This is a genomic window from Streptococcus oralis (genome assembly GCF_003943825.1).
In the GTDB taxonomy this organism is placed as follows: Bacteria; Bacillota; Bacilli; order Lactobacillales; family Streptococcaceae; genus Streptococcus; species Streptococcus oralis_CD.
In genome coordinates, this window is the sequence record NZ_RJNJ01000010.1 from 1 (window position 1) to 16,542 (window position 16,542).

Sequence of the window (16,542 nt, forward strand, 5' to 3'; positions counted from 1 at the left end):
TCTGATGGAAGCAAGGTTTTCACTTCTTGTGGAAGGTCTTTGCCTGGAGTTCCGCTGACAAATTCATGTGTTGCCTTGTAAGTTGGTGCTGGGGTAAATTCCCAAGTACCGACGAAGTGGGCATCCGCTCCATTGATGGTTTCTGATGCCTTGTCGTAGGACTTGAAGCTCCAGGTGCCTTCTGCTGTCTTCACTTCCGTTTTACTTGGCTGAGTTGGAGTCGCTTGACTACCGTCTTTCAAGTCTGTTTGNTCTGNTGGAAGCAAGGNTTTCACTTCTTGTGGAAGGTCTTTNCCTGGAGTTCCGCTGACAAATTCATGTGTTGCCTTGTAAGTTGGTGCTGGGGTGAATTCCCAAGTACCGACAAAGTGGGCGTCCGCTCCATTGATGGTTTCTGATGCCTTGTCATAAGACTTAAAGCTCCAAGTGCCTTCTGCTGTCTTCACTTCTGTTTTACTTGGCTGAGTTGGAGTCGCTTGACTACCATCTTTCAAGTCTGTTTGGTCTGCAGGAAGCAAGGATTTCACTTCTTGTGGAAGTTCTTTGCCTGGCGTTCCGCTAACAAATTCGTGTGTTGCCTTGTAAGTTGGTGCTGGGGTGAATTCCCAAGTACCGACAAAGTGGGCGTCCGCTCCATTGATGGTTTCTGATGCCTTGTCATAAGACTTAAAGCTCCAAGTGCCTTCTGCTGTCTTCACTTCTGTTTTACTTGGTTGAGTTGGCGTTACTTGAGTACCATTAGACAAGTTCTTATCTGTCGCTGGAAGCAAGTCTTTCACTTCTTGTGGAAGATCTTTACCTGGGGTCCCACTCACAAACTCATGATGTTTTTCATAAAGAAGGGCAGTGCTTACCTGATTAGAAGGAGCTGATAAATTATCAACATGCAATGTTACAGTATTGTCAATCTTTTCAGGACCTTTTTCTTCTACTTTTTTGTTGGTAGCTGTTTTATAAGTGATAATAATCTCAGCGGCAGAATTTGATTTTATGTACTCAGGTGTCATTTTAACAGTAACTGTTTGACCTGACTTCTCAATCGTATAGTCACGTCCTTCTTGCAGAGTCACTCCACCTGATTCAACTTTAAGTTCTTTATATTCCAAGCGATCATCAAAATTCTGAACCATTTCGATAGATGAAGGCGTTGCTAAAATGTCCTTACCTGGAACCGGAACTTTAAACGTAGCTTTATAGGTTACATCTTGTCCTTCCTTAGCTGGAATCTCTGTAGGATCCACTGCTAGAACAGGGCTCGGATCAATTTTTTCAATATAAAGACCAAAGACGGCCGAAGCAACCTCTGTTGATGAGTAACCAAAATTCATACTATTACTATTTGATCGAAGGGCAAAACCAGAGATATTGTTCTCAGAATAGCTACCGCTTGTAATCTGAGTTGCTACCCAAGCAGTTCGATCTCCTTGATCTTCCTGTCTTAAAACATTGGCATTATTCATCAAACGAAGATTAACATCATTTTGATAATCTTTAACATAGAAGGTTTCCTTCAAGTTGTTGGCATCCATTGCATCGATGTCTGTTGGCTTCATAACCAACTTCAAATCTGTCTCGGAACCATCTGCATAACGCAACTCTGCTGTTACATCCGCATCAAGCCAAAAAGCCTTATTCATAATGTAGTCATGAGCCGCATCTACATAGGGAACATTCCCAATTTCAAAAGCACTACTTTCCCATAATTCAGAAATTGAGAAAAATTCAACAGTAGATTTTTGAGCACTATTCATCTCAGATTCTGCCTGAGCAGTATTAAGATAGTGTAGGGTTACTTTATTGAAATTTAGATAAGCATCTACTTGTTTACCATTGACTGTCCCAATATTTGTGAATTTTAGAGAAAGAGGATTTTCGAAAACTTGATCCTGTTTTTTACTTTTATCTACTTTAAGAGTAAAGTTTTCCATCTCGCCTGGATAGGCACCACCCCAGAGATATTCATAGTGGGGATTCGATAAATGAAACTGATCAACAGCCTGTGATTTAGATAAAACACTAAAATTGTTGATGTTCAAATTAAACTTACGAATATCCAAGGTTGAGATATCCGTTCCGTTTTTTATTTCTTCTAAAGCCGCATAAGATTGAAGCGGAAGAAGAAGAATAGAAAAAAGTAAAACGACTAATCCGAGAAAAGCCTGTTTTTTTCTACTGAAAATAGTAGAAAAAGGCATTCTCATGCGATATTTCCATTTCATAATGTACCTCCAAAATTAAAAATGATTATTTAATCATTTCAAAAGAAATATTCATCTCATTTTAACACAAAAAAAGGGCAATTAAAAGTAGATTATAGATAAAAATTTATTATTTTGTATTTCCAGATTGTCAATTTTCGGTGAGAATAATTAAAATATAAAAATTTTAGAAAAGGCGTTTACACTATGTGAATAACTGTTTTATAGTTAATCCTATTATCACTCTATGAGTTTCATAACGTACTCAAGCCACACATAAACATTAATATATTTAATTTTTTATAAAGAAAGAACCCAAGAATAAATTCTGGGTTCTTTTTAGTATTTCTCGTACAAAAGATACTTTTGTATATTAGAGAGCCTTAGTCCTTCTTACGAACGACAAAGCCTACTAGACCGGCGATAAATAAACCAATCATTGAAAGAAGACTGGTAGAAGCTGTACCTGTGCTTGGTAGAACTTTCTGTTCTTGGCTTGCAGTTTCTTCTTTCTTAGTGCTTTCAGCTTGGTTCCCTGTTGTTGCAGTATCATTCTTATTACCGTTGGTTGTTGTAGAAGCTACTTTCTTAGTTCCAACTTCAACAATCTCATCTACTGCTGGAGTAGTGATTGTGTTTGATTTCTCAACACGACCTGTTTCAACGCCATCTGTGTATGTCACTGTATAAACAATGGTGCGAACCCCCTTCTTACCAACAGCTTTCACTTGACCACTTCCTTCTGGAAAATCTGGATTTGTTACTTCCTTAGTTTGGAAAGCAACTTCTTCTGTCTTGGTCTCTTCCTTAGTCGTTACAACTGGGGCTACTACTTTCTTAGTTCCAACTTCGACAACTTCGTCTACTGCTGGAATGGTGATTGTGTTTGATTTCTCAACTCGACCTGTTTCAACTCCGTCTGTGTAAGTGACAGTTTCAACAATCGTACGAACACCTTTCTTACCAGCTGTCTTCACTTGACGACTGCCCTCTGGAAGATTTGGATTTGTTACTTCCTTAGTTTGGAAAGCAACTTCTTCTGTCTTGGTCTCTTCCTTAGTCGTTACAACAGCTGCTTTCTTAGTTCCAATTTCGACAACTTCGTCTACTGCTGGAGTAGTGATTGTGTTTGATTTCTCAACTCGACCTGTTTCAACTCCGTCTGTGTAAGTCACTGTTTCAACAATCGTACGAACACCTTTTTGCCCAGCTGTTTTCACTCGGCGAACACCTTCAGCTAAGAGTGCATTTTCAACCTCACGAGTCTGGAAGGCAACTTCTTCCGTTTTGGTTACTTCCTTAGTCGTTACAACAGCTTTCCCACCGGTATAGGTAATCTTGTTTTTTGCAGCTTTCTTGGTCTTGCGTGAAACTTCTTTACGAGATTTTTCAACACCATCCACTTTTGTCACTTCATAAGTGACTTCATCAATACCTTCTTCACCTTCTTCAACACGTGTTTGGCCTTTATCCAGTGCTGGGTCTACTTTCGTTTCTTCTTTGAAAGCAACTTTTTCCTCTACAGTCACTGTTTCTTTGGTTTCTACACCTGTTTTCTTAGTTCCAACTTCGATGATTTCTTCTACTGGTTCTTTAATTACCGTTTGGCTCTTTCTATCACGTTTTTTCTCAACGCCATTTACCAAAGTAACATCCCAAACAACTTTCTTCTGACCTTTTTCTCCCGCTTGTTTTACCTTTCGAGTACCTTCAGCGAGGTCTGCATTGTTTTCTGTCCGAGATGGGTAAGGAATCTCCTCAGTAGTTGTGACTTCTTGATGTTCTTCTTTTAAATCTCCCCCTGAGAGAAGCGCCTCAGCCTTGGCTTTCAACTCATTGTAACGAGCTTCAAGTGCCGCAAAACTTTTTTGACCTTCTGGACTCTTCATTGCCTTCTTTGCAGTCGCAAAAAAATTCTTTGCTTCTTCTACATCACCCTCTAGGAGTTCTTTATTCTCCTCATCTGGACTATCTGTATAATCCTTAATCGAAGATTCTATATTATTGAGCATTCTTTTGAACGTATTTGCAATGTTTCGCTCTTGTCCGTCTGGAATTTCTTCATCTTCTGCCGGAGTCTCTTCTGCATGCACTGTTGGAATTCGATACAAGTCAGGAGCTACATGATAAGTTGCTACTCCAAGCGCATTTAAAGCAAGTATAGAAATCCCTAACTTTAATAATTTTTTTCTACTCATTATTTTTTCCCTTAACACTTTCAATATACAGTAAGGAGAAGAGTAAATTTTTCTACTCTCCTCTTACTATATGATACTAACGTTCAGCTTTACACTTCCAAACTAGAAGTCCAGCAAGTCCTAGAGCTAGGGCTGCAAGTACTCCAAAGATTGAAGATCCTTCAGAACCTGTATTTGGCAATGTTTTCTTAGGTTCTGCTGGAGGAACGGTTCCACCTGGTGGCGGAGTTTGTGGTTTTTCTGGTGTTGGTGGTGTTGGTGGGAACACCACAACTTTGTTGGTAGTTTTTGGCTTTGGATTATGGTTAAAGCTTACTTCAGCTGTATTTGGTACACCTGTCGCGAATTGTGCAAAATCTGTTCCTTCTCTGAAGTTGGTATAAAGAACGAGAGTTACTTTACTTCCCTTCAAGGCTTCGAGAACATCCTTATCGCTGATTTCAAGAGTTACAATGTTTTGAGATTCATCGTAAGTAACAGTGGCAATTGCTTCCAACTCTTTACCTACTAATTCACTACGATCATTTGAAACCTTACTCAATTTATCAATAGCCACTTGAAGCTTAGTTTGAGCTTCTTTCAGGTTCTTGATTTCATTTTCAAGTTTCTCTTGTTGTTGTTTCTTATCAGCTGGTGCTAATTCTGCTTCTTTCTCCGCTGGTGCTTGAAGCTTAGCCAAGGTTTCTTCAGCTGCTTTCAACTCTGCCTCTAGGCTTGCAAGACCTTGACTTGGCTCTCTAGTTGCAGGTTTCTTATCTTCTGTTGCAGAAGAATCAGATGTAGCTGGTGTTGTTTCTTCAGCAGCTGTTGCTGGAGTAGCTGGTGTTGTAGTTTCAGCTGGTTTAGCTGGTTGCGCTGCCTTAGCTGCTTCCAACTTCGCTTTCAATTCAGCCACTTTAGCTTCCGCCGCTTTTAGGTCTTCCTTCTTGTTATTCTCTGTTGAGGTCTCATCAGTTGACTTACCTGTCAAAGCTTTGAGTTCTTTCTCTGCCTGTTCAAGTTGAGCTTGAAGAGCTACTTTGAGCTTGTCAAACTGAGCGTTTTCAACTTTAAGAGCGATGCGGTCTTTATTGACTTTCAAAACTGAATGAATTTCATCACTGACCGTAAAGTTCGTCAAATCTGTCTTGACAAGACGACCATATTGATCTTTCTTGGCATTTCCATTTTCATCCACTGGATCCGTTGGAACCAGAGTAGTGATATCGAAGCGGAAAGTATCTGTTGCATTTGGCAAGTTGTATGAAGTCCCTGGTGTTGATCCATTTTCTGGTCCAACTGTCTTAGCAGGTTCACCTGGTGTCGGATCTGTTGGTTTTTCTGGGTCACGCGGTTTCACCGTTACTGGTTTTGTTTCCTTGTTACCAGATTGACCATTCGCATCTTTGAAGTTTACAGTTGCTTTGTTTGGTACCAATTGGTCCTTGTAAGCACTCAAATCACTGTTAGCTTTGAGCTTAGCTGGAATATACAATTGGATTTCTTTGAAACCTTTCAATCGAGCGAAATCTTTCACTTTCACAGTGACTGTATTTCCTTCAACACTTGTTTCAAGGGCACCATTTGCATCACGTCCATCTACATAAGCTACTGGTGTATCAGCGATTGCCAAGACCGGTTCGAGTGTATCTGTGACTGTGAACTCTTTGTACTTATCAATATCTTTTGGCAAAGCGGTATTGACATTATACATGTATGGTGCGTCGTATTCCACATCCAAGTGGTCCAAGGTACGGTTGATTTTCTTCGTAATTTCTGGTTCTGGTTCTTTTGGAACGATAACCGGAACTTTATTCGAATCTTTGTGTAGCCCTGGTCTATGTGGAATGTTTGCATCATAAGAAGCCGTATTTGGAACAGTGAATCCACGATCTGTTAGATATGGAGTCAAATCAGCTCCCGCTTTAATCTTCGCAGTGAAGCTCAATTCCACAGCTTGACCGCCATTGGCTTTCACTTGGTCTTCTGTAAGCGTCAAGGTAATGGTTTGACCTTCTACCTTGATTTGACTTACATCAAGGGCTTGACCATTCAAGCTCGCTTTTACTGAACCTGCATAATCAAGAACAGATTCAAGTGTATCGCTTACACTGAAGGCTGTCGCATCTGTTGGGACACTTGTTTTCACGTTGTAAGTGAAAATTTGGTCACGATCAGCGAGGATTTCCTCAGCTTTAGCATTCACATCTTTCTTGATTTCTGGCTCTTCTGGTGTTGGAGGCGTTACTGGAACTTCATTCGAATCCTTGTGCACACCTGGTTTGTGTGGGAAGCTTGCGTCATAAGAAGCCTTATTCGGTATCCGTGCACGGCCGTCTTCCTTCACATGTTTTGACAAATTCGCGCCAGCTTTGATCTTCGCGTCGAATGTTAATTCAACTGCTTGACCGCCATTGGCTTTCACTTGGTCTTCTGTAAGCGTCAAGGTGATGGTTTGACCTTCTACCTTGATTTGGCTAGCATCAAGAGCTTGACCATTCAAGGTTGCACTTGATTTACCTGCGAACTCAAGAACATCTTCGATCTTATCGGTTACGCTGAAGGCTGTAGCATCTTGCGCTACGCTTGTTTTCACGTTGTAAGTGAAGGCTTCATCACGTTTCGCAAGTGTTGCTGATTCTTTGCCATTCACATCTTTCTTGATTTCTGGCTCGTCTGGTGTTGGTGGCGTTACTGGGACTTCATTGGAATCCTTGTGCACACCTGGTTTGTGTGGGAAGCTTGCATCATAAGAAGCCTTATTCGGAATCTGTGTACGGCCGTCTTCCTTCACATATGCAGACAAGTTTGCGCCGGTTTTGATCTTGGCGTCGAACGTCAATTCAACTGCTTGACCGCCATTGGCTTTCACTTGGTCTTCTGTAAGGGTCAAGGTAATCGTTTGACCTTCTACCTTGATTTGGCTTGCATCAAGAGCTTGATCATTCAATTTAGCACTTGAAGTTCCTGCGAATTCAAGAACGTCCACTAGGGTATCTGTGACTGAGAAGGCTGTCGCATCTTGCGCTACACTTGTTTTCACGTTGTATGTGAAGACTTCATCACGTTTTGCGAGGGTTTCTTCTGCCTTGCCGTTCACATCTTTCTTGATCTCTGGTTCGTCTGGTGTTGGAGGTGTTACTGGGACTTCATTAGAATCCTTGTGCACACCTGGTTTGTGTGGGAAGCTTGCGTCATAAGAAGCCTTATTTGGAATCTGTGTACGACCGTCTTCCTTCACATATGCGGACAAGTTCGCGCCAGCTTTGATCTTGGCGTCGAATGTTAATTCAACTGCTTGACCGCCATTGGCTTTCACTTGTTCTTCTGTAAGCGTCAAGGTAATGGTTTGTCCTTCTACCTTGATTTGGCTAGCCTCAAGCGCTTGACCATTCAATTTAGCACTTGAAGTTCCTGCGAACTCAAGAACGTCCACTAGGGTATCTGTGACTGAGAAGGCTGTCGCATCTTGCGCTACACTTGTTTTCACATTGTATGTGAAGACTTCATCACGTTTTGCGAGAGTTTCTTCTGCCTTGCCGTTCACATCTTTCTTGATTTCTGGCTCGTCTGGTGTTGGTGGCGTTACTGGGACTTCGTTCGAGTCCTTGTGCACACCTGGTTTGTGTGGGAAGCTTGCGTCATAAGAAGCCATATTCGGAATCTGTGTACGACCGCCTTCCTTCACATATGCGGACAAGTTCGCGCCAGCTTTGATCTTCGCGTCGAATGTTAATTCAACTGCTTGACCGCCATTGGCTTTCACTTGTTCCTCTGTAAGCGTCAAGGTAATGGTTTGACCGTCTACCTTGATTTGGCTAGCCTCAAGCGCTTGACCATTCAATTTAGCACTTGAAGTTCCTGCGAATTCAAGAACGTCCACTAGGGTATCTGTGACTGAGAAGGCTGTCGCATCTTGCGCTACACTTGTTTTCACGTTATAGGTGAAGACTTGGTCGCGTTTGTCAAGAGTTTCAGCTTCTTTGCCGTTCACATCTTTCTTGATTTCTGGCTCTTCTGGTGTTGGTGGCGTTACTGGAACTTCATTGGAATCCTTGTGATATTTCGGATTGTGATCGATGTCGTAAGAAGCCTTATTCGGAATCTCTGTCTTACCATCTTTATTCACATAAGCTGATAAGTTGGCATTATCTCTAATCTTAGCCTTGAAATTCACTTCAATTGACTTACCTGCATCTGCTTTGACAGAATCTTCTGTAAAGGCAACTTTGATGACTTGACCAGAAAGTGTCACTGTCGCCTTCGATCCTGCATCCTCACCATCAAGTTTAACAGTGGCTGAAGCATTCTCACCAACAAATTCTAGAACTTCTTTCAACTCGTCTGTCATCTCAAACACAGTTGCGCTGGCAGGCATTGTTGTTTTCAAAGTATAAGTAAACTCTTCATTACGTTTTGCAAGATCATAACGTTCTGCTCCGTTTACTTCCTTCTTAAGCTCTGGAGTAGTGGTTGGTGGTGGTGTAACGGTAACTGGTTTTGATTCTTTCTTAGAATCAGGATTATCATTAATGATGTAGCTAGCAGTATTTGGTACTACCGGCTTGTCTTTTGATTCATTTGGATAAGCTGCTAAGAGTGCATCAAAGGTAATGCCTTCCTTCACCTTAGCCTTAAATGAAACTTGTACAGCTTTACCAGCATATTGTTTCACTTGCTCTTTACCAAATGTGACCGTCAAACGTTGACCTTCTGTTGTTACAGTGAGGTCTTGAACAGCTTGGCCATCAACAGTAACCGTTGCTTCTCCTTCAAATGCCAATTCTTTGACGATATCATCTGAAATGGTGAAGCTATCTGCCACATGTGGAACCGTTGAGTCAATCGTATAAGTAAAGATTTCTGATAACTTACCAAGATCTGCGTGTTCCTGACCATTCACCTTCTTCGTGATTGATGGTGGTGTAACAGTGACCGGCTTGGTTTCTTTCTCACCTTGTTGGTCATTCTTGTTGGTGTAAGTAATCTTAGCTTTGTTCTCAATAGATGGAACAGTTGAGCCTTTCTTCACTTTGGCATGAATCACGAGCTCTACTTCTTGGTTACCGTAGTCACCCGCATTCGCAAAATCTTTCATCGTTGCAGTCACGGTTTGACCTTGAACTGTTACATCGAAGAATTTCGCTGCCGCTCCCTTGATTTCAGCTTGACCTGGAGTCAAGTTCTCATCCAAGGTATCCGTTACAACGAAGGACTTGTACGTTGTAATATCATTTGGTAATTTCGCTTTGATATTATAAGTAAAGTCGGTTTCCGCACCGATTGTTGCCTCTGTCAGTGTTTCGTTGATTTTCTTATCAACACCTGGTTCTGATGGAGGGGTTACGGTGACAGGTTTCGTTTCTTTTTCTCCGCTATGATCGTTCTTATCTGTGAAGCTGAACTTCGCAGTATTTGGAATGTTGATACGAGTCACTCCATCATTGATCTTAGCCGGAATAATCAATTCCACTTCTTGACCAGCAAGGTCTGTAGCGTTCGCAAAGTCCTTCATCGTTGCAGTCACGGTTTGACCCTCAACTGTTACATCGAAGAAGGCGGCAGCTGCTCCTTTGATAACTGGTTTGCTTGAAGTTTCATTGATAACTGACAAATCTCCTTCAAGTGTATCTGTAATCACAAATTTCTTATAATCTGTAATATCTGTTGGGAGTTTTGTCTTAATGTTGTAGTTATACGCTTGACCTGTCGCGATATCTAAGTGATCAAGAGTTTCATTGATCTTCTTCGTTACAGGAGGTGGCGTTACGGTTACAGGTTTCGATTCAACTTCTTTCTCTACATTATTCTCATTTGTAAAGGAAATAGAAGCCTTGTTTTCAATGGTTGTACCTGTCACACCATTTTTAACTTTTGCAGGAATGACTAGTTCAACAGTTGAGTATTTTGCAAGTTCACCAAACTGACCATCCTTCACCGTTGCCGTAATCTCTTGGCCATTGGTGTGGATATCAAAGAGGGCCGCTGCGGAACCTTTAATACTTACGTCTCCTGCAAGTTCCAAATTAGCATCCAGTGTATCACGAATCACAAATTTCTTGTAATTAGCAACATCACTCGGCACAGCTGTAGTAATGTTGTAGTTGTATGGTTGCCCATCAAATGTTTGGAATGTATCCAAGTTCTCATTAATCTTCTTATCAATAGAAGGTTCTTGTGGTTTTGGTGGTGTAACCGTTACTTTATTCGATGTTTTCTTGATATCATTCAAGGCAACATCTGCCGTGTTAGGTACTTTAATTTGACCATCTTCCTTATATTTAGAAAGGTCAGCACCCGGACGAATCTTAGCCTTGAAGGTCAATTCAAGGTATTGAACATCTTTAGTTTTACGACGCGTTACCTTACGTGAGATTTTTTCAAGTTGAGTTTTATCAAAAGTCAGTGAAACAGTTTGACCTTCAACTTTTGTAGCAGTTTTCAACTCAGTATTATCTTTTTCACCAAGTTTTACATTCAAGCTATCTGCCTGAACTTCCAATTCTGGAACAACTGTATCGGTAATGCTAAAGTTATTCGCAATACCTGGCCATGGAACAGATACCTTATACTTGAAGACTTCGTCTTCCGTCTTAAGATCTTCATGTTCCTTATCATTGACCTTCTTTGTAATTTCTGTCTCGACTGGTGGTTTGACATAGACTGGGTTTGAGCGTCGAATTGTACTTGGTTTGTCAGCTGTTTTAGCATGGTTACTTGGATCAGGATTATTATCCTCACCATTCCACATGATATTACCCTGGTTCAGCAAACCGAAACCATCATTATCCTGAAGAAGGGCCATAAATTCTTTGCTCGCTTGATTATTGCGATATTTCTCCTTCAAGCGAACGGTAATGGTCATTTTAGCTTTTTGAAGCACTAAGTATTCATAACCATTCACACTTGGTACATCAGCAACAACAACTTCACGTTCGTTTCCGAGATCGTCATTTTGTTTCACTACACGAGTCAAGATTTGACCTTGTGGTCCAGAAGCATGATGACCTACAACTTCTAAACGATAGTCAAGAGGGTCAGTCAGCATAACATTTTTCTTGAACTCATATGGAGCGTTGTTGAAGTTGTAATCTACTGTATAAGTAAATGTTTCATCTTTCGCAGACAAGTTCGCTGCATAGGATGATTTTTTGGTTAATTGAAGCGGATCTTCAATAGTACCAGTATCATTGCTTTGATCTTGGTCTGCAATTTTCTTAGTAGCACTTGGGTAACAGTATTCAAGTTTTTGAACTTCTACAGTTTCTTTCGAACCACCGATTGTTTCAGTCGCAAAATCACCAACTTTAAATTTACCAGTCAGCTCAGGAACTGGAACTGTCTCCTTAACTGGTTTGTAGTCTGCAGGAGGGTCTTGCTCATCATCCTCATCAACTTGTTCAGCATGTGCTTCCTTACTCAAATCATAGTCAAACTTGTTGTTTCCTGGATTAAAGACACTCTCTGGAACATAGATTGTAACCTTGTCTCCTTCTTGAACAATCTTACCACGAATTTCTTTCTTCGAATCGGTAACCTTTGATACAATCTTCTTACCATTGATTCGAACTGCATCTACCTTATATCCTGGAGTAACTTCAAACTCACCTTTGATATCTTCTTTAACCAGAGCAGCACCAACAGATTCTAGAACTCGACTTGAGAATTTATTGATATCGCTTTGTTCATTAACATAGAAGGAAACATCTTTTCCATTGATATTTTTAACTGGAGAAGCCATCCCCTCTAATGCTTCATGGAAAATCTCTTGGACACTTCGGTTATCCCCTATATCAAAATATTTTGAATAACCTTCTTTATATGTGTCATAGTACTGAGCTTTGGAATTCGCAAAGATTGTTACGTCTTCCCAGAAACCAACTACTACTGTTCCTTCAGAACCAACAACATTTTTAAGTCTTGTAGATGCTTCCTTAACCTCTTTCACACGCCCTAAAACGTTTTGAGAAGCCTCTGTTAGTTCATTAAAATTCCATGCACGTGTAAGAATATTGTTCCGATAGTCACTGTACTCTAGACGAACCTTACCATCAGGGTCACGTTTCCCATTGGCAACACCATCCGTAATCAAAAGAAAGATAGTTTTACGACCATTAGCCATATTCCCTTTTCTTTCATTATATTGAGCAATGACATCGTCAATAGCTGGAACAGTTGGTGTTCCTCCCGCTACTTTAATATTATTAATGAATTGATGAATATCATTTTGATCAGAAGACAAGTTACTTGCCTTGTATTTGTAATCATAGTCAGGTCCCCAACTACCATAAACATCTTTACGACCTGTAAAATCATTATTGTAGTAGTAGTTGTATCCATCTGCACCTTGGAAGGTTGCCATCATAACCCGGTCTGATGTATCTGGATTATCAGTCTTAACCAAACGTGGGTTATTTTCATCATACTCTTCTTCCTTCACAAATGTCGTCAGAGTTTTTAAAGCATTCTGGACATTTGGAATGGTGTTCTTAAATGATCCACTCGCATCCTGCAAGATTACCAAATCCACTGGTTTTCTAGGCAGGCGCCAGCTAATTTTTTCCGTTTTTTCAATTTTACGGGAACATCCATTTTGTGTTATCTTTGTATTTCCACCTACTTCAATAGTACTACCGCCTTCATTTGCTGCAGCGCTACCAAGTAGCTGTCCCATTAAGGCTAATGGAACAGATAAGAATAAAATGATAAACAATATGGAGACCTTTTTAATGAAATCTCTCATTGCTATTTCTGAAATCCTATTGTGATTTCTTCTTCCCCCTTTTCTATAGTAGATATATGTTAGTTGAGTAGTGTTTGCAACTCTTTAGAAAAGCTTTCCGCATCGGAATGATTAACCAATACATTTTTTACTTCTTGCTTTTTGGTCACAAAATACATACTTGGTATGGTCTGAACCTGTAATAGATCTGCCGCTGATTGATCTTCGTCATAGTAATAAGGGAAAGTGTATCCTTTTTCCTTAATGTATCGATCAGCACTCTCCTTCGTTTCTTTACCAGGTTCGTTCATATTTAGTAAAACAAAATTGATCTGTTCACCATACTTTTCATACATCTGCTGAACAATGGGTAGTTGTTTCTGACAATGAGGACACCAACTAGCCCATTCGACAATTAACATAGGTTTATCATACAGCTCTGAACTAGCAACCAATTTACCGTCTTGAGAAGTCATTTTAAATTCTGGAAGTTGTTGACCTTTTAGACTCAAGGCAGTATTGTTCTCAGCACTTGAAGTTGATTGCGAAACTGATGAAGTCCCTACTTCTCCGTCCTTAGCGGGTCTAGTATAATAAATCAAACCCACCGACAATCCGATGATGACTCCCACTGCTAAAAACGGAAGCCACCACTTATCTTTTTGCATAGAATCTCCTTTCCTTTTTAATGAAATATGGCGAGTAGAACTCGAGTAAATAATATAGTAAATAATTTATAAACTCTCCGAAACTCATCTATTCCAAAAAACATTTTATCATTTACTAATTCGTATTTCAANAAATATGTTGTCAAATTGTAAACTTTTTTCTTNCCCACGCTAAACCCGCCACACTACTGCATTAAATAGGTATAACGAAAATTTATGAACGTCATTTTCTAGTTATTTTCAGAATATTATTTCTTTTTAATGCATAATTCACTCTTTCTCATTTTCTGTATTTCTATATAATAACTATACTAAAAACAGCATCAAAATCCATTTAAATTTTTGCAAAAATAAAAAAGATTGTCCAATCAGACAATCTTTTTATATTCTTAATATAAGTCAAGATAATTATCAACTTCCCATTGTGAAACAAAGGTCGCATAGCTAGCCCACTCGATACGTTTGGCTTCAAGGAAACTAGTGTAGATGTGTTCACCTAGGGCTGCCTTGACCACTTCATCCTCAGTCAAAGCTTTCAAGGCGTTATGAAGAGTTGATGGAAGATCAGTGATTCCAGCTTCCTTACGCTCTTCTGCTGTCATGATGTAGATATTTTCTTCGATAGGAGCTGGTGCTTCGATTTTGTTTTCAATACCATGCAAACCAACTTCCAAAAGAACAGCCATAGCAATGTATGGGTTTGCCATTGGGTCCACTGAACGCAACTCAAGACGAGTTCCCATACCACGTGAAGCCGGCACGCGCACAAGTGGCGAACGGTTACGACCAGCCCAAGCAATGTAAACAGGCGCTTCATAACCTGGAACCAAACGTTTGTATGAGTTAACCGTTGGGTTCATGATGGCAGTATAGTTGTATGCATGCTTAATCAAACCACCAAGGAAATGGTAGGCCGTTTCAGACAACTGCATTCCTTTTGGATCATTTGGATCAAAGAAAGCATTGTTTCCTTCTGCATCAAACAAGGACATATTACAGTGCATACCTGATCCAGCAATACCAAATTTCGGTTTCGCCATAAAGGTTGCGTAAAGGCCATGTTTGCGAGCAATGGTTTTAACAACAAGCTTAAAGATTTGAATCTTATCGCAGGCACGGAGAACTTCATCGTACTTAAAGTCAATCTCGTGTTGTCCAACCGCAACCTCGTGGTGACTCGCTTCAACTTCAAATCCCATTTTGGTCAAGACATTGACAATTTCACGACGTGTATTGTCCGCAAGGTCAGTAGGCGCCAAATCAAAGTAGCCACCCTTGTCATTTACCTCAAGAGTTGGATCCCCATTTTCATCCAGCTTAAAGAGGAAGAATTCTGGTTCTGGACCAAGGTTGAAAGATTTGAATCCTACTTCTTCCATATGACGAAGTGCACGCTTCAGATTACCACGAGGGTCACCTGCAAATGGTTCGCCTTCTGTTGTATAGACATCACAGATCAAACCTGCAACACTTCCATTTTCATCTCCCCATGGGAAGACTGTCCATGTATCCAAATCTGGGTACAAGTACATATCTGACTCATTGATACGTACAAAACCTTCAATAGAAGAGCCATCAAACATAGCTTTGTTTGACAAGACCTTATCTAACTGTTCATCTGTAGCAGGAATTTCGACGTTTTTCATGGTTCCCAGAATATCTGAAAACATGAGACGGATAAAGGTAACATTTTTTTCCTTGACTTCACGACGAATATCTGCAGCTGTGATTGGCATGGGTTTTCTCCTTAATATATGACTACTTGCGATTGCCTAACCGCGACCAAAGGGTGACCGTACTGAAGCAAAGCGCCCCTGCTGGAGGAGTTCATTGTGGAGTGCACGACGCACTTCCGTCTGACTCACAGCTTTCTTGGACTTCGCCTCGCGTTCAGCATATTTTTTCTTAATCGCAGCAATATTATGACCTTCAGAGATATAATCTTTGATTTCAAGCAGACGATCCATGTCATTCAAGGAATACATGCGACGGTTCCCTTCGTTTCGATCAGGTTTGATCAACTCTTGATCTTCATAATAACGAATCTGACGCGCCGAGAGATCGGTCAATTTCATAACACTGCCGATAGGAAAAACAGCCATATTTCGGCGAAATTCTCTTTCCTTCATTTACAATTTCCTTCTTCCTGTCTATTATAGTCTAAAAAAAGACATACGTCAACGAATAATGTCATAAAATGTAACATTATTTTCTTTTTTTCTCCCAAAAGAGTTTCAGTTGCTCAATATCATAATTAACAAGGATTGCGACAAAAACTCCCATAAATGTTTCAAATACACGTGCAAATACGTACAAAAATGTTTCTCCGCTTGGTATTGATAGGGTAATGATCAACATAGCTGCCACACCACCGATAACTCCTGCCTTATTGTTCATAGCAACATTTGTCATAATGGTTAACATGGTGCAAATCGGAACAACTAGTAAGGTTACCCAAAAGGCTCCTTGAAATAAAGTGTTTAAGAGGAAAAAGACAAGGGCGTAAAAACCTCCGATGCTATTTCCTAAGATACGCGAAGTTCCAAAATGGACGCTCTTATCAAAACTCTCTCGTAAACTGAAGACCGCTGTTAATGCTCCGATTTGAAGCCCCTTCCAGCCAAAAAAACCAAAAATCAAGAGAACTATAAATACGGCAATCCCCGTTTTGAAGGTTCGCATCCCAAGCTTGAACTGTGACTTATCAAATTTATATTTTTTAAAATAACTCATAATCTCAACTTTCTACTACCATTTTAACATAAATTAATTGATTT

7 protein-coding genes and 1 pseudogene are annotated in these 16,542 nt (G+C 40.3%); all 8 read right to left on the bottom strand.

The genetic code is table 11. The features are described from left to right. The coding region (locus D8863_RS11370) for an SHIRT domain-containing protein (protein WP_438827527.1) at positions 1-137 on the bottom strand (137 nt) is incomplete at its 3' end. Between the two features lie 15 nt (positions 138-152). Then, positions 153-2,219 (bottom strand): annotated as a pseudogene (locus D8863_RS08660) (SHIRT domain-containing protein); the annotation flags it as partial. A 362-nt stretch (positions 2,220-2,581) separates the two neighbouring features. Further along, positions 2,582-4,396 (bottom strand): G5 domain-containing protein, encoded by a 1,815-nt coding sequence (locus D8863_RS08665; protein WP_125441671.1) that lies wholly within the window; start codon positions 4,394-4,396, stop codon positions 2,582-2,584. Positions 4,397-4,472: 76 nt separating this feature from the next. Further along, entirely contained in the window at positions 4,473-13,118 is an 8,646-nt protein-coding gene (gene padA, locus D8863_RS08670) for an LPXTG-anchored isopeptide-forming adhesin PadA (RefSeq protein WP_125441672.1), read from the bottom strand. 59 nt (positions 13,119-13,177) lie between these two features. After that, the gene (locus D8863_RS08675) at positions 13,178-13,765 is read right to left on the bottom strand and encodes a TlpA family protein disulfide reductase (RefSeq protein ID WP_001168154.1); all 588 of its coding nucleotides are present in this window, start codon (positions 13,763-13,765) and stop codon (positions 13,178-13,180) included. Positions 13,766-14,154: 389 nt separating this feature from the next. Beyond that, a complete protein-coding gene (gene glnA / locus D8863_RS08685; RefSeq protein ID WP_001122885.1) occupies positions 14,155-15,501 on the bottom strand; it encodes a type I glutamate--ammonia ligase in 1,347 nt (448 codons plus the stop codon). A gap of 36 nt (positions 15,502-15,537) precedes the next feature. Continuing rightward, positions 15,538-15,894, bottom strand: a complete 357-nt coding sequence (glnR, locus tag D8863_RS08690; protein WP_000664333.1) for a transcriptional repressor GlnR — start codon at positions 15,892-15,894, stop codon at positions 15,538-15,540. A gap of 76 nt (positions 15,895-15,970) precedes the next feature. After that, positions 15,971-16,498 (bottom strand): FUSC family protein, encoded by a 528-nt coding sequence (locus tag D8863_RS08695; protein ID WP_125441674.1) that lies wholly within the window; start codon positions 16,496-16,498, stop codon positions 15,971-15,973. Between the last annotated feature and the right edge of the window lie 44 nt (positions 16,499-16,542).